The following is a 24693-nucleotide window of genomic DNA, read 5'->3' as shown; positions in this document are numbered from 1 at the left end:
ATCCTCCGAAGCTTCGCATTCTGCGAGCTCCGGAGCAATGCATAGGCGGACAACTTTGAGTCCTGGTTGGGAATATGGTGACGCAGCAGCCCAACTTCAAGGCTGGGCGGTGGCATCTGGCCCACGCCGCATCTGTTACCATCCCCCTTCATTCATCCCGGTGCTCCTCATGGCCTTCCGCCCCCTGCCCGCCAAGGCGATGACCAAGCTGCTGCGCGAAGCCAAGCCGCTGCAGTCGCTGTTTGCCGAAGCGCAACGCCTCTCGCACCTGCAGGAACTGCTCGACTCGCAATTGCAGCCCGCCGCGCGCCCCTACTGCCGCATCGCCTCCTGGCGCGAGGGCAGCCTGCTGCTGATCGTCACCGACGGTCACTGGGCCACGCGCCTGCGCTACCAGCAGAACCGCCTGCTACGGCAACTGGCTGCATACGAAGAGTTCAAGGGGCTGGCGCGCATCCTGTTCAAGGTGCAGCCCGTGACCCAGACGCCGGCGCCGGTGAACACCAACCGAATCACCGCCTCTGCCTCAGCCACTCTGCACGAAGCCGCCGAAGGCATCAGCGACCCACAACTCAAGGCCGCCCTCGAGCGCCTCGCCAGCCGCAGCCGCAAGCCACCGGAGCAAGGCGGGGAATAAAACCACAGGCATAAAAAAAGGCCACCCGAGGGTGGCCTTTGAATGTATAGCTGAAGGAGGAGGTTACTTATACGGCCGCAGCGGGTCGCATATAGGAGATCGGCGCAGTCTTGGCGTCGTCGAAAGTCACCACTTCCCAAGCGTCCTTGTCTGCGATGAGGGTACGCAGGAGACGGTTGTTCAGGGCGTGACCGGACTTGTAGCCGATGAACTCGCCGATGAGGCTGTTACCCAGCAGGTACAGGTCTCCAATGGCGTCCAGGATCTTGTGCTTGACGAACTCGTCCTCATAACGAAGACCATCTTCGTTGAGCACTCGATACTCGTCGACCACGATGGCGTTCTCCACGCTGCCACCCAGAGCCAGGTTCTGCGAACGTAGCATCTCGATGTCACGCATGAACCCGAAGGTACGGGCGCGGCTGACTTCCTTCACGAAGGAAGTGCTGGAGAAATCCACCACAGCTTTCTGGGTGCGACCACGGAAGACCGGGTGATCGAAATCGATCTCGAAGCTCACCTTGAAGCCGTCGAACGGAACGAAGGTGGCGCGCTTGTCGCCCTCTTCCACCGTCACTTCGCGCTTGATGCGGATGAACTTCTTGGCCGCTTCCTGCTCTTGCAGGCCAGCGGACTGGATCAGGAATACAAAGGGTCCTGCGCTGCCGTCCATGATCGGTACTTCCGACGCGGACAGCTCGACATAGGCGTTGTCGATACCCAGGCCGGCCATGGCCGAAAGCAGATGCTCCACGGTATCCACTTTGACGTCACCCTTGATCAGGGTGGTCGACATGGTGGTTTCGCCGACGTTCGAGGCCCGGGCGGGAATTTCCACCACGGGGTCAAGGTCAGCCCGGCAGAACACGATGCCAGTATCGACGGGAGCCGGCTTCAGGGTCAGGTAAACCTTCTCCCCGGAGTGCAGGCCGACACCGGTCGCCCGGATGATGTTCTTCAAGGTGCGTTGTCTGATCATGGCTTTGGCCGCTTTCGCGCAAGTTGCGAACTGTTGTCAACAATGGGCGGCGATGATAGCAGAACCGCCCTTTGCTGAACACCAATCACATTGATACTCCTGATAAATCGACTCAATCGGCCTGACGACGCAGGAAGGCCGGGATGTCCAGGTAGTCCAGATCATCCTGCGGATTCAGCTTGGCCGCGGTGGCAGCGCCGCCGTGGTTCTGATTACGCATGACGGTCGGACGATCCAGGTCGCGGTAGTTCACCGACTGCTGCTCGCGCTGAACCGGAGCCTGGGAACTGACGGCCTGGGTCTGCACGGTGTTGTCGACGACCTTGACCGGCTTCTCCAGACGAGCGCCCAGACCGGTGGCGACGACGGTGACGTGCAGTTCGTCGCGCATGTCCGGATCGATCACGGTGCCCACTTTTACAGTGGCGTGTTCGGAAGCGAACTGCTCGATGATGTTACCCACGTCGGAGTACTCGCCCAGGGACAGGTCGGGGCCGGCGGTGATGTTCACCAGGATGCCGCGAGCGCCCTGCAGGTTGACGTCTTCCAGCAGCGGGTTGCGGATCGCGGCTTCGGTAGCCTCGCGAGCGCGGTTCGGGCCGCTGGCGCAGCCGGTGCCCATCATCGCCATGCCCATTTCGCTCATGACGGTTTTCACGTCGGCGAAGTCGACGTTGATCATGCCCGGGCGCTTGATGATGTCGGAGATACCGCGAACGGCACCGGCCAGTACATCGTCAGCCTTGGCGAAAGCGGCCAGCAGGCTCGCATCCTTGCCCAGGATGGTCAGCAGTTTTTCGTTCGGGATGGTGATCAGCGAGTCGACGCTTTCAGCCAGCGAGCGGATGCCTTCATCGGCGATCTGCATGCGCTTGCGACCTTCGAACGGGAACGGACGGGTGACCACGGCCACGGTGAGGATGCCCATTTCCTTGGCAACCTCGGCGATGATCGGCGCAGCACCGGTACCGGTACCGCCACCCATGCCAGTGGTGATGAAGACCATGTCGGCGCCTTCCAGAACCTCGGCGATACGCTCGCGGTCCTCTATGGCGGCCTGGCGGCCTACTTCAGGGTTGGCGCCAGCGCCCAGGCCCTTGGTCACACCCGGGCCGAGCTGCAGCACGGTGCGCGCGGCGATGTTCTTCAGCGCCTGCGCATCGGTGTTGGCGCAAATGAATTCGACGCCATCAACGTTGTTCTTGGCCATGTGATTCACGGCGTTGCCGCCGCCACCACCCACGCCGATAACCTTGATGACTGCTGTAGTTGGGACGTTATCTACCAGTTCAAACATTTCCCCTCTCCTTCCTTTCTAGTTGTGTCGCCTACGTTTACCGCGGTGGTAAATCAGAAATTGCCCTGGACCCAGCGTTTAAGCTTTTCCAGTACCGGTGTCTTGGGTTCGTCGCTGCTGAAGCTGCTACCGGACATGGAGATGCCGTCGGACTGTTTTTGCAGTCCATAGAGAAGCAGCCCCACGCCGGTGGAATAAATCGGATTGCGCACGACGTCGGCCAGTCCTTTGACACTGTGAGGTACGCCCAGGCGTACCGGCATGTGAAAGATCTCTTCGGCCAACTCGACGGCGCCTTCCATCTTGGAGGTGCCACCGGTCAGGACGATGCCGGCTGGAATCAGGTCTTCGTAGCCACTGCGACGCAGCTCCGCCTGAACCAGGGTGAAGAGCTCGTCGTAACGCGGCTCGACCACTTCGGCAAGCGCCTGGCGTGACAGTTCCCGCGGCGGTCGATCACCGACGCTGGGAACTTTGATGGTTTCGCCGGGGCCGGCCAGTTTGGCCAGGGCGCATGCATACCGAATCTTGATTTCTTCGGCATATTGGGTCGGGGTGCGCAGCGCCATGGCGATGTCGTTGGTGACCTGATCGCCGGCGATCGGGATAACGGCGGTGTGACGGATGGCGCCTTCGGTGAAGATCGCAATGTCGGTGGTGCCGCCACCGATGTCCACCAGGCACACGCCCAGCTCCTTCTCGTCCTCGGTGAGCACGGAGTAGGCCGAGGCCAACTGCTCAAGGATGATGTCGTCCACTTCCAGGCCACAACGGCGCACGCACTTTTCGATGTTCTGCGAGGCGTTCACCGCGCAGGTCACCACGTGCACCTTGGCTTCCAGGCGTACGCCGGACATGCCCAGCGGCTCGCGCACGCCTTCCTGGTTATCGATCACGTAATCCTGGGCCAACGTGTGCAGCACACGCTGATCGGCCGGGATAGCCACGGCCTGGGCCGCGTCCAGTACACGCTCGATGTCCGCGCCGCTCACTTCGCGGTCGCGAATCGCCACGATGCCGTGGGAATTCAGGCTGCGGATATGGTTGCCAGCGATGCCGACGAAAGCCGAGTGGATACGGCAGCCCGCCATCTGCTGGGCTTCATCGATGGCGCGCTGGATCGACTGCACGGTGGACTCGATGTTTACCACCACGCCCTTCTTCAGGCCGCGCGACGGATGCGTCCCGATGCCGACGATTTCCAGCTTGCCATCGGCCGCCACCTCACCCACCAGCGCCACCACCTTGGAGGTGCCGATGTCCAGGCCGACGACCATTTTGCCGCTCTGCACGCTTGCCATGTTTATCAAAGTCTCCTCAACTCACTGCACGCCGGTGGTCTGGGCCACCGTCGTTTCCGGCACCGGGTCGCGCCACGCCACGGCCAGGCCGTTGGGGTAGCGCATGTCGATGCGGGCAATTTTCGTAATCTGTTCTTTCAGCGCCTTGTCGTAGATGGTCACGAGCCGGCGAATCTGTTCTACCGCATGATCGCGCCCCAGCATGATCTCCACGCCCTGCGCAGTGCCCAGGGTCCAGGCGCCGCGTGAGCTCATGTCCAGGCTGGCGATGGTGAAGCCCAGCGGGCGGAGCATCTGGCTGAGAATCTGGTACTGCTGCATCACTTGCTGCTGGGCACGCTGCGGGCCGGACAGGCGCGGCAGGTGCTCGTAGTTGGCTACTTCACGCGGGGCGAAAGCCTGACCCTGGTTGTTCAGCAAGGCTTCATCCCCCCAACGGGCGATGGGCAATTGTTCGTCCAGGCGGACAACCACCTGGTCGGGCCATACGCGACGCACCTCGGCGTGGGCGATCCAGGGCATCTGCTCCAGCTCCTGGCGCATACCGGCCAGGTCGATGGTAAAGAAGCTGGCCGAAACGTAGGGGCTGATCCGCTGCTGCACCGCCGCCTGGCTGATGTAGCTGAGGTCGCCTTCCACGCTGACCTTGGCGATCGGCCGGTCCGCATAGGGCAGCACGTACTGTGCGCCGTAGTAAGCACCACCGCCGAGCACGCCCAGCACCAGAGGCCACAACAACACTTTCAGGAAGCCGAAGCTGGGCTTGGGCATGCGGGCGCTGAGCGGCTCCTTGGCCACCAGACGGCTGGCGCCGCGCGGCACCGGCTTGCGTGCGGGAGCACGGCCGATTCCGGGGTTCTGGTGACGAAGCTGCGCGCCGTTCATGACTTACCCCCTTGCCTCTACGCTGTCGGCGAGGATCGCCAGCACCAGTTGCTGGAAATCCAGGCCGGCCGCGCGTGCGGCCATGGGCACCAGGCTGTGATCGGTCATGCCTGGTGCGGTGTTCACTTCCAGCAGCCAGAAGCGCCCTTGGGCGTCCTGCATCACGTCGGCCCGGCCCCACCCCTGGATGCCGAGAGCATCACAGGCGCGCGCGGTCAGGTCTTTGAGTTCCTCTTCCTTGGCAGCGTCGAGGCCACAGGGAATCTGGTACTGGGTATCGCTGGCGAGATACTTGGCGTCGTAGTCGTAGAAGGTGTGCGGGGTGCCCAGGCGAATGGGCGGCAGCACCTGGCCACGCAGGATCGCGACGGTGAATTCCGGACCGCTGATCCACTGTTCGACGAGGACCTGCGAGTCGTACTTCGCAGCGCCCGCCCAGGCAGCGATCAGCTCTTCCACGCTGTTCACCTTGGCCATGCCGATGCTGGAGCCTTCGTTGGCCGGCTTGACGATCAGCGGGAAACCCAGCTGCGATGCGGCAGTGCGGCAATCGGCTTCGCTGCCGAGCACGGCGTGGTCGGGCGTCGGCAGGCCCAGGCTCAGCCACACGCGCTTGGTGCGCAGCTTGTCCATGGCCAGCGCGGAGGCCAGCACACCGCTGCCGGTGTAGGGAATGCCGGCGATTTCCAGCAGGCCCTGCATGGTCCCGTCTTCACCGCCACGACCGTGGAGGATGATGAAAGCGCGATCGATCTTCTCGCGAGTCAGACGCTCCAGCAGATCGTCACCCACGTCGATGCCGAAGGCATCCACACCCGCACCCTGCAGAGCCTGCAGGACCATGGTGCCGGACTTCAGCGACACCTCACGCTCGGCGCTCTTGCCGCCGAACAGCACGGCGACGCGACCGAAGGCGCGGGGCTCGAGGGCGGATTTGAGGGCGTCACTCATGGCTGCTTCTCCTCGGAGCCAGCATCAGTGGCGCCGAACATCGGATTCTTGATCAGTTGCGGAGCCAGCCCGCCGATATCGCCGGCGCCCTGGCAGAGCAGGATGTCGCCCGGACGCAGCAGCGGCTTGAGCAGCGAAGCGAGATCACCGCCACGCTCCAGGTAGATCGGATCGAGCTGGCCGCGCTGGCGGATGCTATGGCACAGATGACGGCTGTCGGCACCGGGGATCGGCTCCTCGCCGGCCGGGTAGACCTCCATCAGCATCAGCACGTTGGCCTCGCCCAGTACCTGCACGAAGTCGTCGTACAGGTCGCGGGTACGGGAATAGCGGTGCGGCTGGTAGACCATCACCAGACGGCGCTCCGGCCAGCCACCGCGCACAGCCTTGATCACCGCCGCGACTTCGCGCGGGTGGTGGCCGTAGTCGTCGACCAGCATCACGCTGCCGCCTTCCACCTGCAGGTCGCCGTAGACCTGGAAGCGTCGGCCGACGCCCTGGAAGCCGGACAGCCCCTGGACGATGGCTTCGTCAGAGATGCCTTCGTCGGTGGCGATGACGATGGTTGCCAGCGAGTTCAGTACATTGTGCAGGCCGGGCATGTTCACCGAGACGTCCAGAGGCTCGCGCTCGGGGCGAAGCACGGTGAAGTAGGTGCGCATGCCTTCCTGGCGGATGTTGATGGCGCGGACGTCGGCGTCCTCGCTCAGGCCGTAGGTCACGGTCGGGCGGGCAACCTGCGGCAGGATTTCGCGCACGACCGGGTCGTCCACGCAGACTACGGCCAGGCCGTAGAACGGCAGGTTGTGCAGGAAGTCGACGAAGGTGCGCTTGAGTTTGTTGAAGTCGCCGCCGTAGGTGCTCATATGGTCGGCGTCGATGTTGGTAACCACCGAGACCATCGGCTGCAGGTGCAGGAAGCTGGCGTCGCTCTCGTCGGCCTCGGCCACCAGGTAGCGGCTGGTGCCCAGCTGCGCGTTGGTGCCGGCGGCGTTCAGACGGCCACCGATGACGAAGGTCGGGTCCAGGCCGCCGGCGGCGAATACCGAAGCGATCAGGCTGGTCGTGGTGGTCTTGCCATGGGTACCGGCTACGGCGATGCCGTGGCGATAGCGCATCAGCTCGGCGAGCATCTCGGCGCGCGGCACAACAGGCACACGGCGGTCCAGCGCGGCGGCGACTTCCGGGTTCGACTTGTTCACGGCGCTGGAAACCACCAGCACGTCGGCGCCGTCGGAGTTCTCGGCGCGGTGACCGATAAAGATTTCCGCGCCGAACTTTTCCAGTCGCTCGGTGACTGGCGAAGCCTTGAGGTCGGAGCCGGATACTTCATAACCGAGGTTGAGCAGCACTTCCGCGATGCCACACATGCCCACGCCACCGATACCGACGAAGTGGATACGACGGATACGCCGCATGGTGCGGGTAACGCCGGTGGGTTCTTTAACCACGGGCCACCTCCAGGCAGGCATCGACTACCGTGCGGGTAGCCTCGGGCTTGGCCAGGCTGCGAGCGCGAGCGGCCATGCGGGTCAGGGAATCGGGATGCATCAATACCTCGGACAACTGCGCGGCCAGTTCGGCGGCGCTGGTAGATTTCTGCGGCAGCAGGTGGGCCGCGCCCTCCCGCACCAGGAATTCGGCATTCTTGGTCTGGTGGTCGTCGATCGCATGGGGCAGTGGCACCAGGAAGGACGGCAGGCCGGCGGCGGTCAGTTCGCTGACGGTCAGCGCACCAGCGCGGCAGATCACCAGGTCGGCCCAGGCGTAGGCGGCCGCCATGTCTGCGATGAACGGAGCTACGTCCGCTTCGACCCCGGCGGCGCGATAACGCTCCGCGGTAACTTCGTCGTGCTGACGACCGGCCTGATGGCGAATGGCCGGACGGATTTCGCTGGCCACTTGCGCGAGCGCTTCCGGCAGCAGCTTGTTCAGCGGCTCGGCACCCAGGCTGCCACCCAGTACCAGCAGGTTGACTCGACGGCCGGCCAGCGGCGCGCGGGCGCCCTCTTCCAGGAACAACTCGACGCGCACCGGGTTGCCGGTGGTCAGACGCTTGGCGCTGCTGTCAAAGGTATCCGGGAAGGCTTCGCAGACACGCTTGGCCAGCGGCGCGAGGCTGCGGTTGGCGGTGCCGGCGACGGCGTTCTGTTCGTGGATCACCAGCGGCACGCCGGACAGCTTGGCGGCCAGGCCGCCGGGGCCAGTGACGTAGCCGCCCAGACCCAGCACGCAGACCGGCTTGAGCTGGCGAACCACGCCCAGGGCCTGGAACAGCGACTTGAGCAGATCGAACGGCGCGCGCAGCAGCGACTTGATGCCTTTGCCGCGCAGGCCGCTGACGTTGATCAGGTGCAGCGGCAGACCGGCTTTGGGCACCAGATCGTTTTCGATACCACGCGGGGTGCCCAGCCAGTGCACGCTGTAACCGCGCGCCTGGAACTCACGGGCACAAGCCAGGGCCGGGAACACGTGTCCTCCGGTACCGCCGGCCATGATCAGGACGTTACCTTTCATCGGCAAAGTCCTCTTCGCTGAATTCATATTCCTCGCTGCCCATCACGGTGCGGCGTTCCCATTCGATGCGCAGGAGCATCCCCAGGGAGGCGCAGCAGATCACCAGCGAGCTGCCGCCGTAGCTTAAGAACGGCAGGGTCAGCCCCTTGGTCGGCAACAGGCCGACGTTTACGCCGACGTTGATCAGGAACTGGCCAATCCAGAGGAAGGCCAAACCGTAGGCGACGTAAGCGGAGAAGTACTGTTTCGACTGCTCGGCCCAGATGCCGATGTACAGCGCGCGCAGGCTGACGAAGACGAACAGCGCTACGGTGGCCATGGCGCCAACGATGCCCAGCTCTTCGGCAAGCACGGCGAACACAAAGTCCGTGTGCGCTTCGGGCAGGTAGAACTGCTTCTGGATGCTGTTGCCCAGGCCCATGCCGGTCCAGCCGCCACGACCGAAGGCGATCAGCGCCTGGCTGAGCTGGTAGCCCGCGCCGAACTGGTCGGCCCAGGGATCGGTGAAGTTGGTCAGGCGCGCCATCCGGTAAGGCTGGGTCTGGATCAGCAGCACCACCGCACCGACCGCCAGCGCAACCATCAGGCCGAAGCGGAACAGGCCCACGCCGCCGAGGAACAGCATCGCGGCGGCCGCACCCATCATCACGACGGTGGCGCCGAAGTCGGGCTCGCGCAGCAGCAGGCCGGCCATCGGCAGCAGCACCACGAAGGGTTTGAAGAAGCCCAGCCAGCTCTCGCGTACTTCTTCCTGACGGCGCACCAGGTAGCCGGCCATGAACACCACCACGAAGACCTTGGCGATCTCCGAGGGCTGGATGTTGAACAGGCCAAAGCCGATCCAGCGCATGGAACCGTTCACCTCGCGGCCGATTCCGGGGGTGATCACCATCACCAGCAGCGCGAAGGCTACCGCCAGCAGCTTCCAGCTCCAGCGTTGCCAAGTTTCCATCGGCACCATCATGGTCACGCCACAGGCGACGAAACCGATGGCGAGGTAGATCAGGTGGCGAACCGAGAAGTACAGCGGATTGCCGGACTGCGCCGCAGCGACCTCGGACGATGCCGAGGTGACCATCACCAGTCCCAGACCGAGCAGCGCCAGGCAACCCGCCAGCAACGGGAAGTCGATATCAATGCCGTTGCGGCTGATCAGCGGGGACGGATACGGGCGCAGGAAGGAGAACATCAGGCGAGCTCCTCCACGGCCTTGGCGAACAGGCGTCCGCGTTCTTCGTAGTTCTTGAACATGTCCAGGCTCGCGCAGGCCGGTGACAGCAGCACGGCATCACCCGGCAGAGCTAGCTCGGCAGCGTGCTCGACAGCTTCGTCCAGGGTGCTCACGCGGACTTTGGGGATAGCGTTGCCAAGGGCGGCGCTGACCAACTCGGCGTCGCGGCCCAGCAGTACCACCGCGCGGCAATGCTGCGCGACCGGGCTACGCAGATCGTGGAAATCGGCGCCCTTGCCATCGCCGCCGGCGATCAGCACCAGCTTGCCGTCGATATCGGCCCCCAGGCCTTCGATGGCGGCCAGGGCAGCGCCAACATTGGTAGCCTTGGAGTCGTCGTAGTAATTCACACCGTTGCGCTCGCGCACCCACTGGCAGCGGTGGGCGAGACCGGCGAATTCACGCAGGGTCGCGAGCATCGGCTCAAGCGGCAGGCCAACGGCATGCCCGAGCGCCAGCGCAGCCAGGGCGTTGGACTGGTTGTGCGCACCGCGAATCTTCAGCTCGCGGACCGACATTAGCTTGTCGAACTGGAAGGCGAGCCACTTCTCACCGTCTTCTTCGATCAGACCGAAGCCCTTGAAGTCCGGCTTGTTGGTACCGAAGGTCCAGCACGGTACGTTGTCGGCGATCAGCGGGCGGCTCAGCGCATCGGCGCGGTTCACCACCACCTGCCTGGCGCCACGGAAGATGCGGTGCTTGGCCAGGTGGTAGTCGGCCATGCCGTCGTAGCGGTCCATGTGGTCTTCGCTGACGTTCAGGCAGGTGGCGACTTCCGCACCGAGGCGTTCGCAGGTTTCCAGCTGGAAGCTCGACAGCTCCACCACGTACAGCTCGACGTCGTCGGCCAACAGGTCCAGTGCCGGGGTGCCAAGGTTGCCGCCAACGGCAACACGCTTGCCTGCAGCCCTGGCCATGTCACCCACCAGGGTGGTGACAGTGCTCTTGGCGTTGGAACCGGTAATGGCGACGATCGGTGCCTTCGCATGGCGCGCGAACAGGTCAACGTCGCCGGACATGCGCACGCCACGGGCGGCGGCTTCGATCAGTGCAGGAACGCGCAGCGACAGACCGGGGCTCACGTAGAGCTCCTGGGCGCGGCAGAGGAAATCGGCGTCAAGGTCGCCACAACGCACCTCGACCTGCGGGTACTGCTCGCGCAGGGTCGCCAGCTCCGGCGGATTCGCGCGCGTATCGGCCACGGCAAAAGGCACACCTTGGCGCGCCAGGTAGCGCACCAGGGACATGCCGCTCTTGCCGAGGCCGACAACGATGCGGAATTGGTCGGAAGCGATCAGGCTCATGCTCGATCAGTCCTCAACGCAGTTTCAACGTGGCCAGGCCGATCAGCACGAGAATCACCGTGATGATCCAGAAGCGCACGATCACGCGCGGCTCCGGCCAGCCTTTGAGTTCGAAGTGGTGGTGGATCGGCGCCATGCGGAACACCCGCTTGCCGGTCAATTTGAAGGAGGCGACCTGGATCACCACCGACAGGGTTTCCATGACGAACACGCCACCCATGATGAACAGCACGATTTCCTGGCGGACGATCACCGCGATGGTGCCCAGCGCGGCGCCGAGCGCCAGCGCACCAACGTCACCCATGAAGACCTGTGCCGGGTAAGTGTTGAACCAGAGGAAGCCCAAGCCTGCGCCGACGATGGCGCCGCAGAAGATGATCAGCTCGCCCGCCCCTGGAACGCTTGGAATGAACAGGTATTCGGCGAATTTGATGTTGCCCGACAGGTAGCAGAAGATGCCTAGCGCGCCACCGACCATCACGGTGGGCATGATGGCGAGGCCGTCGAGGCCGTCGGTCAGGTTCACCGCGTTGCTGGAGCCGACGATCACGAAGTAGGTCAGCACCACGAAGAAGATGCCCAGCGGGATTTCGACGCTTTTCAGCATCGGCACGATCAGGGTGGTCTCGACGGGCGTCTCGGCGGTCATATAAAGGAAGATCGCTGCCCCCAGGCCGAACACCGACTGCCAGAAATACTTCCAGCGGCTCGGCAGGCCGCGGGAGTTCTTCTCGATCACCTTGCGGTAGTCATCCACCCAGCCGACAGCACCGAACAGCAGGGTTACGGCGAGTACGACCCAGACGTAGCGGTTCGACCAGTCCGCCCACAGCAGGGTGCTGATGGCGATGGCGGTGAGGATCAGCGCACCACCCATGGTCGGCGTGCCTTTCTTGGACAGGTGCGATTGCGGGCCGTCGTTGCGCACCGACTGGCCGATCTGGCGGATCTGCAGCGTGCGGATCATCCACGGGCCAAGCCAGAGCGACAGGACGAGCGCGGTCAGCACACTCAGGATGCCGCGCAGGGTCAGGTACTGGAAGACGCCGAAGCCCTTGTAGAACTGTTGCAGGTACTCGGCGAGCAGCAGCAGCATTTAGTGACTCTCCTCGGAGGAACCGCACAGCGCCGCAACGACTTTGTCCATCGCCGCGCTGCGGGAACCCTTGATCAGAATGGTGGTGGTCGAAGTTTCTGCGGCCAGGGCGCTGATCAGGCTGGCCTGATCGGCGAAATGCCGGCCCGCGGAACCGAACGCCTGCACGGCGTGGCTCATCAGCGGTCCGACGGCATAGAGCGCGGTGACTTTGCCAATGGCGTAGGTCCCCACTTCGCGGTGGGAAGACTCCGCCCAGGCACCCAACTCGCCCATGTCCCCGAGGACCAGGACGGTCCGGCCGGAAAAGCCGGCGAGTATATCAACCGCCGCGCAAATTGAAGCCGGGTTGGCGTTGTAGCTGTCGTCGATCACACGCATGCCATTCGTCGCCAGCTGGGCTACGGCGCGACCCTTGACCGGCTGCAGGTTCTGCAGGCCGGAAACGATCCCGACCAGCGGCACGCCCAGGGCATGAGCAGCGGCGGCAGCGGCCAGTGCGTTCGTGACGTTGTGCTCACCTAGCAGATTCAGCTGAACGGCAGCCTCGCCAGCCGGGCCGTGCAGGGTGAAGCCAGGGCATCCACGGGCGTCACGCCGCACCTCACTGGCGCGAAAGTCGGCGCGAGCATCATGCAGGCCAAAGCTGGAAATGCGGCGGCCGGCGGCACGGGACTGCCAGGTATCGAAGGCCTTGTCATCGCGATTGAGGATGGCCACACCGTCGGCAGCCAGCCCTTCGAGAATCTCGCCTTTGGCCAGGACGATCTTGTCCTGGCCGCCGAACTCGCCCACGTGGGCGGTGCCGGCGTTGGTGATGATGGCGACCTGCGGACGGGCCAGCGCAACAGTGTAGGCAATCTCGCCGACACGGTTGGCGCCCAGCTCGATGACCGCGCTTTTATGCTCCGGCGCCAGTTGCAGCAGGGTCAGCGGTGCGCCGAGATCGTTGTTCAGATTACCGCGGGTCGCCAGGACATCGCCCTGGGTGCGCAGGATGCTCGCGAGCATCTCCTTCACGGTGGTCTTGCCGCTGGAGCCGGTCACGGCAGCCACGCGGCCGGTGAAGGCGGAGCGGTTCAGAGCACCGAGCTGACCCAGCGCGATACGGGTATCTGCCACGACCAGTTGCGGCAGCGGCGCACCCGCGACTTCCCGCTCGACGAGGGCGGCAACCGCACCCTTGGCAGCGACGTCGGCCAGGTAGTCGTGGCCATCAAAACGCGGGCCGGTCAGGGCAATGAACAGCTGGCCGGGAACAATGGCGCGACTGTCGGTGCTCACGGCGTCGAAGCTGGCGTCGGCGCCGACCACTCGGCCTTGCAGTGCGCCAGCGACTTCATTGAGCGACAGGGGCTTAAGCACGCTTCACCTCCCAGGCAGCCAGCGCCTTGGCGGCTTGCTCCAGATCGGAGAACGGGTGGCGAACACCGTCGATCTCCTGGTAATCCTCGTGCCCCTTACCGGCCAGCAGCACGACGTCATCGACGCCGGCAGCGGCGATCAGACGAGCGATGGCATCACCACGACCGGGCACGAACTCGACCGCTTCGGGCTTGGCGAAACCGGCACGGATGTCGGCGATGATTGCATCGCTGTTTTCGGTACGCGGGTTGTCGTCGGTGACCAGCACGCGGTCGGCATACTGCTCGGCAATCTGCGCCATGATCGGGCGCTTGCCGCTGTCACGGTCACCACCGCAGCCGAACAGGCAGAGCAGTTGGCCGTGCACGTGCGGGCGCAAAGCCTGCAGGACCTTATCCAGCGCGTCCGGGGTATGGGCGTAGTCCACGACCACCAGCGGCTTGTCGCCGCCGCCCAGGCGTTGCATGCGGCCAATAGGGCCCTCCAGTTGCGGCAGGACCTTGAGCACGTCACCCAGCGGGTAATCCAGGCCAAGCAGCGCGCCGACCACGGCCAGCAGGTTGCTCAGATTGAACCTGCCCAGCAGTGAACTGCGCAGCAGGCCTTCACCCTGCGGGGTGACGATCTGCGCCTGTACGCCAGCATCGCTGAACTTGGCTTCGCGGCAATAAATGTAGGCCGACGGGTCGATCAGGCTGTAACCCATCAGGCGAGACTCTTGAGGCTCGGCTGCCAGTTGGCGGCCAAAGTCGTCGTCCAGGTTGACCACCCGGCAACGCAAGCCCTGCCACGCAAACAGCTTGGCCTTGGCGGCGCCGTAGGCCTCCATCGAGCCGTGGTAATCCAGATGATCGCGGGACAGATTGGTGAACACCGCCACATCGAAGCCCAGCGCCGCGACACGGCCCTGTTCGAGTCCGTGGGACGACACTTCCATGGCCACCGCTCTGGCGCCGGCCTGTTTCAGGCGCGCCAGGGTCGCTTGCACGGCCAGCGGGTCAGGTGTGGTGTGGCGGCCACTTTCCAGCGCGCCATAGAAACCGGTGCCGAGAGTACCGACGATGCCGCAGCGCTCACCCAGCAGATCCAAGGCTTGCGCCACCAACTGGCTGACGCTGGTCTTGCCGTTGGTACCGGTTACTCCGACCAGCTCGACAGCACGGCTTGGCTCGCCATAGAAGCGCCCGGCAATGGCCGAAAGCTGCTTGGCCAGGCCCTTGATGGCGATCATCGGCACATCGCTGGGCGGCAGATCGACGGCACCTTCTGCCTCGTAGGCAACGGCAGCGGCGCCCTGCTTGAGCGCCGCAGCGATGTGCCCACGGCCGTCCTGGCGCCCACCCGGCACGGCCAGGAACAGGTCGCCCGGCTTGACGGTGCGGCTGTCCAGGGTCAGTTCGCGAATCAGTTCGCCGCTTTCGGCCTGGGGCAGCAGTTGGTTAAGGCTCATCGGCATCAGCCACGCCCTCCTTTGGTAGCGGGCGCAGCATCAGCTTGCTGCGAAGTCGTCGTCAGGTTGTCCGGCGTCACGTTCATCAGTCGCAACGTGCCGGACATCACCCTACTGAACACCGGCGCAGACACCAGGCCACCGAAGTAGCCGGCCTTGCTGGGTTCATCGATGACCACCACGATGGCGTAACGCGGGTTGCTCATCGGCGCGAAGCCGGCGAACAGGGAACGGTAGGAGTTCTCGGCATAGCCCTTGGTACCGGTCTGGGTCTTACGCGCGGTCCCGGACTTGCCGGCCACGTGGTAACCCGGCACCTGGGCACGGTACACGCCGTTCGGGGCCTCGATCACCTGCTGCAGCATGCCTTGCATGGTCTTGGCGACAGGCTCGGAGATGACCTGAGTAGCCTCGGGCTGACGATCGGCACGCACCATGGTCAAGGGGACGGCGCGACCGTTATTGGCCAGCGCGGCATAGGCATGCGCCATCTGCACGGCTGTGACCGACAGGCCGTAGCCGTAGGACAGAGTGGCGGTTTCCGCCTTGCGCCACTCCCGATAGTTCGGCAGGTTGCCGACGCGCTCACCGGGGAAACCAAGGCCGGTGTCCTGCCCGAGCCCGACGCGCTGCATCATGCTGTAGATGGCTTCGCCGCCGATATCGAAGGCGACCTTGCTCATGCCCACGTTGCTGGAACGAATCAGGATGCCGGTCAGGTCCAGTACCGGACCTTCAGTACGGGACACGTCGCGAATGGTGTAACGGCCGATCTGCAGGGTACCGGGATAGACCTCGACCTTGTCGGTGGGCTTCCAGCGGCCGGTCTCCAGCGCCGCGCTCATGGAGAACGGCTTCATGGTCGAGCCGGGCTCGAACACGTCGATCATGGCGCGATTGCGCATCGCCGCCGGTTGCAGGTTGCGGCGGTTATTCGGGTTGTAGGTCGGCTGGTTGGCCATGGCCAGTACTTCGCCGGTCTTCACGTCGAGGATCACCAGGCTGCCGGCTTTGGCGCCGTTCTCCACCAACGCGTTGCGCAGCTCGCGGTTGGCAAGGTATTGCAGGCGCAGGTCGATGGACAGTGCCAACGTCTTGCCGGCCTTGGCGTTACGGGTCACTTGCACGTCGCGGATCAGGTGGCCACGGCGATCCTTGAGCACCTGGCGCTTGCCCGGCACGCCGGCCAGCCAGCTGTCGAAGGCCAGTTCCACGCCTTCACGCCCACGGTCATCCACGTCGGTGAAGCCGACGATCTGAGCGGCGACTTCGCCGGACGGATAAAAACGGCGGAATTCTTCAACCGAATAGACGCCCGGAATGTGATGGGTCTTCACCTGGGCCATCACAGCCTCGCCCTGCTCCGGAGCCAGGCCACGGACCAGGTAGATGAACTCCTTGTCGGCATTCGCTTCCAGGCGCTCGGACAGTGCAGCCCTGGGCTGACCGAGCGCGTCAGCCAGAACGCCCCACTTCTCGCGGTCCAGCATCAGTTCCTTGGGATTGGCCCAGAGCGTGGCGACCGGAGTACTGACGGCCAGCGGCTCGCCATTGCGGTCAGTGATCAGGCCACGGTGCGCGGGAATGGAGATGTGGCGCACGCTGCGCGCATCGCCCTGACCCTTGAGGAAATCGTGGTCGATGACGTGCAGGTCGACGATTCGCCAGGCGATCGCAGCCACCATCGCCAGCAGCAAGGCGATGACGACACGGAAGCGCCAGGGGTAACGAGCGCCGGCCAGGTCTTTCATGGTGCCACCATGATGATTTCGGCCGGATCGGGCACGCGCATCTTCAACTGGTCGGTCGCAAGGCCTTCGATGCGGCTATAGGCCGTCCAGGTGCTTTGCTCGAGGATCAGGCGGCCGTACTCGGCCTGCGCCTTGTCGCGCACGCTGAGTTCGGTGTACAGCGAGTTGAGCAGTTGGCGGTTCCAGTAGGCGCTGTAGGAAACCGAGATCGCCGACAACAGTACGCCAATGAACAACAGCAGCATGAAGAAGCTGCCGGTGGGCAGGCGCTTGGCGAAGAGGCGGCTCATCTGAGCTTCTCCGCGATGCGCATGACTGCGCTGCGCGAGCGCGGGTTGGCCTTGAGTTCGGCCTCGGAGGCGTAGACCGGCTTGCCGATCAGCTTCAGACGTGGCTCGAAGGGCTTGACGCGAATCGGCAGGTTGCGTGGCAGGTTGTCCGCCTCGCCCTTCACCTGCTTGCGCATGAACTGTTTGACGATACGGTCTTCCAGCGAGTGGAAGCTGATCACCACCAGGCGACCGCCCACCGCCAGGCCTTCCATCGCGGCCTCGAGGCCACGCTCCAGATCGCCCAGCTCGTTGTTGATGAAGATACGCAGCCCCTGGAAGGCACGAGTGGCCGGGTTCTTGCCCTTCTCCCAGGCAGGGTTGGCCTCGGTGACCACGGCAGCCAGGTCAGCGGTGCGCTCGAACGGTTTTTCCGCTCGACGCTGCACGATGGCGCGAGCCATGCGCTTGGCGAAACGCTCCTCGCCGTAATCCTTGAACACGCGGGCAATCTCGTCTTCCGCGGCGGCGGCGATCCACTGCGCAGCGCTGACGCCCTGATCCGGGTTCATGCGCATGTCCAGCGGGCCGTCATTGAGGAAGCTGAAGCCACGCTCCGGGTCATCCAGCTGTGGCGAGGACACGCCAAGGTCCAGCAGGACGCCATTCACTGCGCCCTGCAGGCCGCGTGCGGAGAACTCTTCCGCCATCTCGGCGAAGGACCTTTGCACAATGACGAAGCGGCCGTCTTCGGCCGCCAGTGCTTTTCCCGTCGCGATGGCTTGGGGATCCTTGTCGAACCCGAGCAGTTGACCACCCGGCCCGAGCTTGCCGAGCAAGGCCCGACTGTGCCCGCCCCTCCCGAACGTCCCATCCACATAGCGGCCGCCCTCCAGGGGGGCCAGCGCTTCGACGGCCTCCTCGAGCAGAACGGTGATGTGTTGGAAGGTACTGGTCACAGGCAGGCTCACAGAATAAGGTCGCGCAATTCATCCGGCAGGCCGCCGGGCTCTTTGATGGCTGCGAGGTCGGCCTCGGCAACCGCATTCCACTTGTCTTCGTCCCACAACTGGAACTTGTTCAGCTGGCCGACCAGCATCGCTTTCTTGTCCAGGCCGGCGTACTCGCGCAGGCGCGGCGGAACGAGAAAACGCCCGGCGCTATCGAGCTCCAGGTCCACGGCATTACCAATCAGCAAACGCTGCAGGCGCCGCGTCTCTTCACGCAACGAGGGCAGCTCGCGCAATTTGGTTTCGATAAGTTCCCATTCAGGAAGGGGGTAGACAGTCAGGCAGGTATCGACGGCATCGATGGTGACGATGAGCTGGCCGTTGCAACGCGAAACGAGCTCGTCACGATACCGACTCGGCATCGCGAGGCGCCCTTTGGCGTCGAGACTGATGGCGTTAGCTCCGCGAAACACGTCAGCGCTTCCCCTGTGGTTGGCTATCCATGCCTGTTGATCCCACTTTTACCCACTTCATACCACTTCCGCACACTATAGAAATCCGCGCTCCCCACCGTCAAGGCAAGCCGAAGGGGAAAAATCCTTACAGGACCGAGATTTAGCGTGCTTTTGCGATATCCGGGGAGGGTTTTTGACGCACTAGAAAAGAGAAAAGCCCAGTGTTTTCAAAACACTGGGCTTTCATACTTAAAGTGATTTCTTAAGTTTGTAACTTCTTCCGGTCAGCGACAAATGGTCATGTGGGAAGAAGTGGAGAAAAAGGCTGAGAGTCGATCTGTAAGCCGGGTTCTGTCGAGGACAGCCATTCCTCTGGGACATTCATCACTGAATGCCTCAAGCGATCTACCCGAACCCAACGCGGGCCGCGCCAATAGGTTCCTATTTGATCTTGCTCCGAGTGGGGTTTACCTAGCCACGAACTGTTGCCAGTCGTGCGGTGCGCTCTTACCGCACCTTTTCACCCTTACCGGCGCTTGCGCGCTTAGGCGGTTATTTTCTGTGGCACTTTCCGTAGGCTCGCGCCTCCCAGGCGTTACCTGGCACTCTGCCCTATGGAGCCCGGACTTTCCTCCATCCCGTGATGGAACACCACGGAACAGCGACTGTCCAATCGACTCTCAGTCCGCAAGATTAGCGCCTGGCGACGCTCAGGACAAGCTCAAGCCTTACCCTGGCGCTCCAGCGCGAGCTGGTAGAGCTGGTTCTTGCGCGCCCCGGTGATCTCGGCAGCAAGCGCCGCAGCACGCTTGACCGGCAGTTCCGCCAGCAACAGATCGAGCACCCGCAAGGTCTGCGCATCCACCGCCTCATCCCCTACCGGCGCTGGCTTGCCAGCCACCAGTAGCACGCATTCGCCGCGCTGCTGGTTACTGTCGGACGCGACGAATTCGCGCAACTCGCCCAGCGGCAGCCCTTTCAGGGTCTCGAACGTCTTGGTCAGCTCGCGGGCCAGCAGCGCCGGCCGTTCATCGCCGAAGACCGCCGCCATATCCTCGATACACTCCAGTACGCGGTGTGGCGCTTCGTAGAAGATCAACGTGCGGGGCTCCTCCAGCAGCGCCTCCAGGCGCCCCCGACGGCCAGCAGCCTTGGCTGGCAGGAAGCCTTCGAAGACGAAACGATCCGACGGCAGGCCAGCTGCGGAGAGCGCTGCAATCAACGCACAGGCGCCCGGCACCGGCACCACGGCAATACCCGCCGCACGCGCCTGGCGCACCAGGTGGTAACCCGGATCGGAAATCAGCGGCGTGCCCGCATCGGAGATCAGCGCGACATCCTCACCGGCCAACAGCTTGGTGAGAAAACGACCGCCCTGCTCCCGCTCATTGTGCTCGTGGCAGGCCGCCAGCGGCGTCTGGATGCCGAAGTGTTGCAGCAGGCGCACCGAATGCCGGGTGTCTTCGGCCGCGATGAGTGCCACATCAGCCAGCACCTTGAGCGCCCGGGCGCTGATGTCATCCAGGTTGCCAATGGGAGTAGCCACCACATAGAGAGTGCCAAGGGTCACGCGCCAACCTCGCCGGAAGTATCTGAAAAAGCCGCATTGTATCCCGATTCCGCCACCCGCCATCGCGCCACCCTCGCCGCTTGGGTACAATCGGCAGCTCTTTGAATGCGTCACGAGAAGCCCGATATGATCGCTCGCCTGCGTCCGCTATCCGCTCTGTTCCTGGCCGGCATGCTCGCCGCCTGTGCGTCCTCCCCGTCGTCCAGTCTCGGCGAACTGCCGCGCTCCCCGGACGCCAGCATCGAACAGCTGCTGCAGCAGGCCTCCACCGCCAAGCCCGACGAGGCCTCCGTCCTGCGCCTGTCCGCCGCCGACCTGGCCTACAAGCAGAAGGACATCGGCCGCTCCACGCAGATCCTCGACCAGATCCCGATGGACAGCCTGAAGCCGGCCCAGCAGGTCTTCGCCAGCACCCTGCGTGCCCAGCTGGAACTGGCCCGCAATAAAACCAAGGCTGCCCTGAAGGCCTTCGACAACCCCAGCTTCCAGCGCTTGGGCGAAATGCCCGTGGACCTGCAGGCCCGCGCCGGCATGGTCAAGTCCCTGGCCCTGGCCGCCGACGGTCAGACCCTGAGCGCAGCCCGCGAACGCGTGTTCATCGATCCGCTGCTGAATGCCGAGGCCAGCAAGGCCAACCACGAAGAAATCTGGAAGCTGGTGTCCAGCCTGCCGCTTGAGCAAATGCAAGCCAGCAGCAACGAAGGCGACCTGAACGGCTGGCTGAAGCTGGCGCGCATCACCAAGTCCTCCTCGACCCTGAAGGAACAGCAGTCGAACATCGACAACTGGGTCGCGCAGAACCCCGATCACCCGGCCGCCAAGCAACTGCCGGACGCCCTGACCAAGCTGAAGTCCCTGGCCGCCCAGCCGCTGAACAAGATCGGCCTGCTGCTGCCGCAGCAAGGCCAGCTCGCCTCCGTCGCCCGCGCCCTGCAGGATGGCTTCCTCGCTGCCCACTACCAGGCCCAGCAGAGCGGCCAGGCGCAGCCGGCGATCAAGCTCTACGACAGCACCCAGGTGCGCTCGCTGGATGAGTTCTACCGCCAAGCTCAGGCCGACGGCGTGCAACTGGTGGTAGGCCCGCTGGAGAAGAACCTGGTCAAGCAGATGAGCAGCCAACCACAGCTGCCGATCACCACCCTCGCCCTGAACTACGCTGACAGCAGCCAGGAAGGTCCAGCCCAATTGTTCCAGTTCGGCCTGTCCGCCGAGGACGAAGCCCGCGAAGTCGCCAACCGCGCCTGGAACGACGGCATGCGCCGCGCCGTGGCCCTGGTGCCGCGGGGCGAGTGGGGCGATCGCGTACTGGCCTCCTTCAGCCGTAACTGGCAGGCCGCCGGCGGCACCCTGATTGCCGCCGAGCACGTCGACCAGCCGGTCGAACTGGCCCGCCAGATCGCCGACCTGCTGCAACTGCGCCAGAGCGAAGGCCGCGCCAAACGCCTGCAAGGCGTACTCGACAGCAGTGTCGACACCCAGCCGTCGCGCCGCCAGGACATCGACTTCATCTTCCTCGCCGCCACTCCGCAGCAGGCCCGCCAGATCAAACCGACCCTGGCCTTCCAGTACGCCGGCGACCTGCCGGTCTACGCCACCTCCAACCTGTATACCGGCGTGAACAACCCGGCACAGGACCAGGACCTGAACGGCATCCGCTTCTGCGAAACCCCCTGGCTGTTGAACCCCAACAACGCCCTGCGCCAGCAGGTCGCCGCACAGTGGCCGGCGGCCAATGGCAGCCTTGGCCGCCTGTATGCCATGGGCGCCGACGCCTACCAGTTGGCCCCGCGCCTGCCGGAGCTCAAGGCCGTACCGAGCATGCAGGTGGATGGCCTGACCGGCACCCTGAGCGTCAGCGCCGGTCAGCGCGTCGAGCGCCGCCTGCCCTGGGCCGAGTTCAAGAACGGCCAGGTCCAGCCGCTGGAGAACAGCGGTATTTGATCGGCAACAGCCCCACCCAGAAGGCCGGGCAGCAGGCTGAAGCTGCCGCCCTGGCCCATCTGGAACAGCATGGATTGCGCCTCCTGGCGCAGAACTGGACGTGCCGCCGAGGCGAGCTCGATCTGGTCATGCTGGACGGCGATACAGTAGTATTCGTCGAAGTTCGCTCCCGCCGGCATTCCGCCTGGGGAGGAGCGCTGGAAAGCGTGGACTGGCGCAAGCGTCAACGCCTGGCCATCTCCGCCGAACTCTTCCTGCAACAGAACGCCCGCTGGAGCAGCCACCCGTGCCGGTTCGACGTCGTCGCCATCGACGCTCGCACCCCAGGCTCCGCAGGGCACTTGAACTGGATTCCCAACGCTTTTGACACCTGATCAGACGCCCGACGAAAGGTCACACCTGATGGACATGCAATCCCGTATCCGCCAGCTCTTCCATGCCAGCATCGAGACCAAGCAACAGGCCACCGAGGTGCTCATCCCGCATATCGAGCAGGCCAGCATGGTCATGGTCAATGCCCTGCTCAACGAGGGCAAGATTCTCTCCTGCGGCAACGGCGGCTCCGCCGGCGACGCTCAGCACTTCTCCTCCGAACTGCTGAACCGCTTCGAGCGCGAACGCCCGAGCCTGCCGGCGGTCGCCCTGACCACCGACAGCTCCACCATCACCTCGATCGCCAACGACTACAGCTACAACGAAGTCTTCTCCAAGCAGATCCGCGCTCTCGGCCAGCCTGGCGACGTATTGCTGGCGATCTCCACCAGCGGCAACTCGGCGAACGTCATTCAGGCTATCCAGGCCGCACATGACCGCGAAATGGTTGTCGTAGCTCTGACCGGCCGCGACGGCGGCAACATGGCTTCACTGTTGCTGCCCGAAGACGTGGAAATCCGCGTCCCGGCCAAGGTCACCGCGCGCATCCAGGAAGTCCACCTGCTGGTCATCCATTGCCTGTGCGACCTTATCGACCGTCAACTGTTCGGGAGTGAAGAATGACCCGTACCCCTCTGATCGCAGCCGCACTGGCCGTGACCATGGCATTGGGTGGTTGCAGCAGCTTCGTCAGCGCCACCCGCGACAAACCGATCGACGATGACAAGGGCACCCGCACCCTTGGCAGCAAGATCGACGACTCGCTGATCGAAACCAAGGTGGCAGTGAACGTCGCCAAGGCCGATCCCGACCTCGACCGCAATTCCCACGTCGTGGTTATCAGCTACAACGGCGTGGTGCTGCTGGCCGGCCAGACGCCCCGCGCCGACCTGAAGAACAAGGCCGAGCAGGCTGCCAAGGAAGTGCAGAAGGTCAAGACCGTGCACAACGAGCTGCAGATCCTGCAGCCGTCATCCCTGGCCGCCCGCAGCAACGACACCTGGCTGACCACCAAGATCAAGAGCCAGATGCTCGCCGACGCGAACGTGCCCTCTACCCGCATCAAGGTTCTGACCGAGAACGGCATCGTCTACATGCTGGGCCTGGTCACCCGCCGCGAAGGCGATCTGGCTACCCAGGTAGTCCAGAGCGTGGATGGCGTGCAGAAGATCGTCCGCCTGTTCGAGTACATCGACTGACTGGCCGAATCGCAGGCATGAAAAAGGCGACCCGAGGGTCGCCTTTTTTTATTTCACTACCTTGAGACTGGGCCGTCCACTGGGGCGCGGCGGCTCATCCGAGGGACCGTCATCCGGCAGATCCTCGTCATCAGTCGGCACTGGCGGCTCCAGGTCGAAGACCATGCCCTGGCCGTTCTCCCGCGCATAGATGGCCATCACGGCCTGGGACGGGACATAGAGGTTCTGGGCAACGCCGCCGAAACGCCCTTCAAAGCTGACCGCCTCATTATCCATTTGCAGGTGGCGCACCGCGGTCGGCGAAACGTTGAGCACAATCTGGCCGTCGCTGGCATAGCCCGGCGGCACGCGCACGCCTGGGTACTCGGAGTTCACCAGGATATGCGGCGTGCAGCCGTTGTCGACGATCCACTCATAGAGGGCTCGCACGAGGTAGGGACGACTGGAGTTCATCATCAGGCTCCTTAGCGCATATCACGTTCGATAGAGGACAGGCTCGCACGGAAAGTGTCCCGCGCAAACTGCCGCTCCATGTAGTCCAGCAGAGGCTTCGCCGGTCGCGGAAGTTCAATACCCAGGATCGGCAGACGCCAGAGAATCGGCAACAGGCAGCAATCCACCAGGCTCAGATCGTCACTGAGGAAGAACGCCTTGTCGGCAAACAGCGGCGAAACACCCGTCAGGCTCTCACGCAATTCCTTGCGCGCCAAGGCGCGTTCGGCATCCTTGCGGCGGGTATCGAGGATACGGTCCACCAGGCTGCACCAGTCGCGCTGGATGCGATGCATCAGCAGGCGGCTGTTCGCGCGGGCCACCGGGTAGACCGGCAGCAGCGGCGGATGTGGATAACGTTCATCGAGGTACTCCATGACGACCGTCGACTCGTAGAGCGCGAGATCGCGGTCCACCAGGGTCGGCAGGCTGCCATAAGGGTTTACTTCGGCGAGCTTGGCCGGAATGTTGCCAGCTGGTACGTCGATGATGTCGGCGACGACGCTCTTCTCCGCCAGGACCAGGCGCACGCGATGGCTGTAATGGCAGGAAGGGTCGGAGAAGCAGGTGAGCTTATTGATTGCGGCCATGCCGCGCGCCTCCTCGCAGGATTTTCTTGTGGGAGGTAGAAAAACGCACGCGCGCCCCGTAGGGCGCGCGCTTGTTACTACTACGGATGTC

24 protein-coding genes and 1 other RNA gene are annotated in these 24693 nt (G+C 64.0%); 5 read left to right on the top strand and 20 right to left on the bottom strand.

The features are described from left to right. Window positions 1-169: 169 nt before the first annotated feature. Window positions 170-637, top strand: coding sequence for a DciA family protein (locus CTR55_RS06395; RefSeq protein WP_296285087.1), 468 nt, complete (start codon window positions 170-172; stop codon window positions 635-637). 67 nt (window positions 638-704) lie between these two features. Here the strand turns inward: CTR55_RS06395 and lpxC are convergent, their stop codons facing one another. The 18 genes from lpxC to rsmI all read right to left on the bottom strand — a co-directional run bounded on the left by lpxC (window position 705) and on the right by rsmI (window position 20008). Then, window positions 705-1616 (bottom strand): UDP-3-O-acyl-N-acetylglucosamine deacetylase, encoded by a 912-nt coding sequence (gene lpxC / locus CTR55_RS06390; RefSeq protein WP_296285086.1) that lies wholly within the window; start codon window positions 1614-1616, stop codon window positions 705-707. A gap of 112 nt (window positions 1617-1728) precedes the next feature. Beyond that, window positions 1729-2913, bottom strand: coding sequence for a cell division protein FtsZ (ftsZ, locus tag CTR55_RS06385; protein WP_296285085.1), 1185 nt, complete (start codon window positions 2911-2913; stop codon window positions 1729-1731). 53 nt (window positions 2914-2966) lie between these two features. Continuing rightward, window positions 2967-4214, bottom strand: coding sequence for a cell division protein FtsA (gene ftsA / locus CTR55_RS06380; RefSeq protein ID WP_296285084.1), 1248 nt, complete (start codon window positions 4212-4214; stop codon window positions 2967-2969). A 21-nt stretch (window positions 4215-4235) separates the two neighbouring features. Next, the gene (locus tag CTR55_RS06375) at window positions 4236-5099 is read right to left on the bottom strand and encodes a cell division protein FtsQ/DivIB (RefSeq protein ID WP_296285083.1); all 864 of its coding nucleotides are present in this window, start codon (window positions 5097-5099) and stop codon (window positions 4236-4238) included. 3 nt (window positions 5100-5102) lie between these two features. Beyond that, window positions 5103-6050, bottom strand: coding sequence for a D-alanine--D-alanine ligase (locus tag CTR55_RS06370; RefSeq protein WP_296285082.1), 948 nt, complete (start codon window positions 6048-6050; stop codon window positions 5103-5105). Continuing rightward, complete coding sequence (gene murC / locus CTR55_RS06365) at window positions 6047-7501, bottom strand: UDP-N-acetylmuramate--L-alanine ligase (RefSeq protein WP_296285081.1); 1455 nt, start codon at window positions 7499-7501, stop codon at window positions 6047-6049. Before murC ends, CTR55_RS06370 begins: the two co-directional genes overlap by 4 nt. Beyond that, on the bottom strand, window positions 7494-8567 hold the full coding sequence (murG, locus tag CTR55_RS06360) for an undecaprenyldiphospho-muramoylpentapeptide beta-N-acetylglucosaminyltransferase (protein ID WP_296285080.1): 1074 nt from the start codon (window positions 8565-8567) through the stop codon (window positions 7494-7496). Before murG ends, murC begins: the two co-directional genes overlap by 8 nt. Continuing rightward, complete coding sequence (ftsW, locus tag CTR55_RS06355) at window positions 8557-9756, bottom strand: putative lipid II flippase FtsW (RefSeq protein ID WP_296285079.1); 1200 nt, start codon at window positions 9754-9756, stop codon at window positions 8557-8559. The genes murG and ftsW overlap by 11 nt, the downstream gene beginning before the upstream one ends. Next, the gene (gene murD / locus CTR55_RS06350) at window positions 9756-11102 is read right to left on the bottom strand and encodes a UDP-N-acetylmuramoyl-L-alanine--D-glutamate ligase (protein ID WP_296285078.1); all 1347 of its coding nucleotides are present in this window, start codon (window positions 11100-11102) and stop codon (window positions 9756-9758) included. Before murD ends, ftsW begins: the two co-directional genes overlap by 1 nt. Window positions 11103-11115: 13 nt before the next feature. Then, window positions 11116-12198: a phospho-N-acetylmuramoyl-pentapeptide-transferase gene (gene mraY, locus CTR55_RS06345; RefSeq protein ID WP_296285077.1), complete on the bottom strand. Its 1083-nt coding sequence runs from the start codon at window positions 12196-12198 to the stop codon at window positions 11116-11118. Further along, window positions 12199-13563: a UDP-N-acetylmuramoyl-tripeptide--D-alanyl-D-alanine ligase gene (gene murF, locus CTR55_RS06340; protein WP_296285076.1), complete on the bottom strand. Its 1365-nt coding sequence runs from the start codon at window positions 13561-13563 to the stop codon at window positions 12199-12201. Next, a complete protein-coding gene (locus CTR55_RS06335; RefSeq protein WP_296285075.1) occupies window positions 13556-15019 on the bottom strand; it encodes a UDP-N-acetylmuramoyl-L-alanyl-D-glutamate--2,6-diaminopimelate ligase in 1464 nt (487 codons plus the stop codon). The genes murF and CTR55_RS06335 overlap by 8 nt, the downstream gene beginning before the upstream one ends. After that, window positions 15019-16764, bottom strand: coding sequence for a penicillin-binding protein 2 (locus tag CTR55_RS06330; RefSeq protein ID WP_296285074.1), 1746 nt, complete (start codon window positions 16762-16764; stop codon window positions 15019-15021). Before CTR55_RS06330 ends, CTR55_RS06335 begins: the two co-directional genes overlap by 1 nt. After that, window positions 16761-17054 (bottom strand): cell division protein FtsL, encoded by a 294-nt coding sequence (gene ftsL, locus CTR55_RS06325; protein ID WP_296285073.1) that lies wholly within the window; start codon window positions 17052-17054, stop codon window positions 16761-16763. Before ftsL ends, CTR55_RS06330 begins: the two co-directional genes overlap by 4 nt. Further along, on the bottom strand, window positions 17051-17992 hold the full coding sequence (rsmH, locus tag CTR55_RS06320) for a 16S rRNA (cytosine(1402)-N(4))-methyltransferase RsmH (protein WP_296285072.1): 942 nt from the start codon (window positions 17990-17992) through the stop codon (window positions 17051-17053). The genes ftsL and rsmH overlap by 4 nt, the downstream gene beginning before the upstream one ends. 8 nt (window positions 17993-18000) lie before the next feature. After that, the gene (mraZ, locus tag CTR55_RS06315) at window positions 18001-18456 is read right to left on the bottom strand and encodes a division/cell wall cluster transcriptional repressor MraZ (protein ID WP_296285071.1); all 456 of its coding nucleotides are present in this window, start codon (window positions 18454-18456) and stop codon (window positions 18001-18003) included. Window positions 18457-18762: 306 nt separating this feature from the next. Further along, an RNA gene (gene rnpB / locus CTR55_RS06310) (RNase P RNA component class A) lies at window positions 18763-19119 on the bottom strand. A gap of 40 nt (window positions 19120-19159) precedes the next feature. Next, window positions 19160-20008, bottom strand: coding sequence for a 16S rRNA (cytidine(1402)-2'-O)-methyltransferase (gene rsmI / locus CTR55_RS06305; protein ID WP_296285070.1), 849 nt, complete (start codon window positions 20006-20008; stop codon window positions 19160-19162). 126 nt (window positions 20009-20134) lie between these two features. Between rsmI and CTR55_RS06300 the strand changes: the two genes are divergently transcribed. Genes CTR55_RS06300 through CTR55_RS06285 form a run of 4 tightly spaced genes read left to right on the top strand, consistent with a single transcriptional unit; the run spans window position 20135 to window position 23520 of the window. Then, entirely contained in the window at window positions 20135-21949 is a 1815-nt protein-coding gene (locus CTR55_RS06300) for a penicillin-binding protein activator (RefSeq protein WP_296285069.1), read from the top strand. After that, window positions 21946-22323 (top strand): YraN family protein, encoded by a 378-nt coding sequence (locus tag CTR55_RS06295; protein WP_296285068.1) that lies wholly within the window; start codon window positions 21946-21948, stop codon window positions 22321-22323. Before CTR55_RS06300 ends, CTR55_RS06295 begins: the two co-directional genes overlap by 4 nt. A 28-nt stretch (window positions 22324-22351) precedes the next feature. Beyond that, window positions 22352-22945, top strand: coding sequence for a phosphoheptose isomerase (locus CTR55_RS06290; protein WP_017518113.1), 594 nt, complete (start codon window positions 22352-22354; stop codon window positions 22943-22945). Next, the gene (locus CTR55_RS06285; RefSeq protein ID WP_296285067.1) at window positions 22942-23520 is read left to right on the top strand and encodes a BON domain-containing protein; all 579 of its coding nucleotides are present in this window, start codon (window positions 22942-22944) and stop codon (window positions 23518-23520) included. Before CTR55_RS06290 ends, CTR55_RS06285 begins: the two co-directional genes overlap by 4 nt. A 48-nt stretch (window positions 23521-23568) precedes the next feature. On the opposite strand, the gene CTR55_RS06280 is transcribed toward CTR55_RS06285, so the two are convergent. Continuing rightward, window positions 23569-23973, bottom strand: coding sequence for a ClpXP protease specificity-enhancing factor (locus tag CTR55_RS06280; RefSeq protein ID WP_296285066.1), 405 nt, complete (start codon window positions 23971-23973; stop codon window positions 23569-23571). A gap of 11 nt (window positions 23974-23984) precedes the next feature. Then, complete coding sequence (locus CTR55_RS06275; RefSeq protein ID WP_296285065.1) at window positions 23985-24602, bottom strand: glutathione S-transferase N-terminal domain-containing protein; 618 nt, start codon at window positions 24600-24602, stop codon at window positions 23985-23987. Window positions 24603-24693 lie beyond the last annotated feature (91 nt).

Origin of the sequence: Pseudomonas sp., from assembly GCF_002796985.1 — a bacterium.
Classification (GTDB): Bacteria; Pseudomonadota; Gammaproteobacteria; order Pseudomonadales; family Pseudomonadaceae; genus Pseudomonas.
The sequence above is the reverse complement of the archived record's forward strand: the minus strand, read 5'-3'. Positions and strand labels throughout refer to the sequence as shown.

Bases quoted from the DNA above. Each gene is read 5' to 3' on its own strand.
- CTR55_RS06395 (WP_296285087.1), top strand. From the start codon at position 170: ATGGCCTTCCGCCCCCTGCCCGCCAAGGCGATGACCAAGCTGCTGCGC.
- lpxC (WP_296285086.1), bottom strand. From the start codon at position 1,616: ATGATCAGACAACGCACCTTGAAGAACATCATCCGGGCGACCGGTGTC.
- ftsZ (WP_296285085.1), bottom strand. From the start codon at position 2,913: ATGTTTGAACTGGTAGATAACGTCCCAACTACAGCAGTCATCAAGGTT.
- ftsA (WP_296285084.1), bottom strand. From the start codon at position 4,214: ATGGCAAGCGTGCAGAGCGGCAAAATGGTCGTCGGCCTGGACATCGGC.
- CTR55_RS06375 (WP_296285083.1), bottom strand. From the start codon at position 5,099: ATGAACGGCGCGCAGCTTCGTCACCAGAACCCCGGAATCGGCCGTGCT.
- CTR55_RS06370 (WP_296285082.1), bottom strand. From the start codon at position 6,050: ATGAGTGACGCCCTCAAATCCGCCCTCGAGCCCCGCGCCTTCGGTCGC.
- murG (WP_296285080.1), bottom strand. From the start codon at position 8,567: ATGAAAGGTAACGTCCTGATCATGGCCGGCGGTACCGGAGGACACGTG.
- ftsW (WP_296285079.1), bottom strand. From the start codon at position 9,756: ATGTTCTCCTTCCTGCGCCCGTATCCGTCCCCGCTGATCAGCCGCAAC.
- murD (WP_296285078.1), bottom strand. From the start codon at position 11,102: ATGAGCCTGATCGCTTCCGACCAATTCCGCATCGTTGTCGGCCTCGGC.
- mraY (WP_296285077.1), bottom strand. From the start codon at position 12,198: ATGCTGCTGCTGCTCGCCGAGTACCTGCAACAGTTCTACAAGGGCTTC.
- CTR55_RS06335 (WP_296285075.1), bottom strand. From the start codon at position 15,019: ATGCCGATGAGCCTTAACCAACTGCTGCCCCAGGCCGAAAGCGGCGAA.
- CTR55_RS06330 (WP_296285074.1), bottom strand. From the start codon at position 16,764: ATGAAAGACCTGGCCGGCGCTCGTTACCCCTGGCGCTTCCGTGTCGTC.
- ftsL (WP_296285073.1), bottom strand. From the start codon at position 17,054: ATGAGCCGCCTCTTCGCCAAGCGCCTGCCCACCGGCAGCTTCTTCATG.
- CTR55_RS06300 (WP_296285069.1), top strand. From the start codon at position 20,135: ATGATCGCTCGCCTGCGTCCGCTATCCGCTCTGTTCCTGGCCGGCATG.
- CTR55_RS06290 (WP_017518113.1), top strand. From the start codon at position 22,352: ATGGACATGCAATCCCGTATCCGCCAGCTCTTCCATGCCAGCATCGAG.
- CTR55_RS06285 (WP_296285067.1), top strand. From the start codon at position 22,942: ATGACCCGTACCCCTCTGATCGCAGCCGCACTGGCCGTGACCATGGCA.
- CTR55_RS06280 (WP_296285066.1), bottom strand. From the start codon at position 23,973: ATGAACTCCAGTCGTCCCTACCTCGTGCGAGCCCTCTATGAGTGGATC.
- CTR55_RS06275 (WP_296285065.1), bottom strand. From the start codon at position 24,602: ATGGCCGCAATCAATAAGCTCACCTGCTTCTCCGACCCTTCCTGCCAT.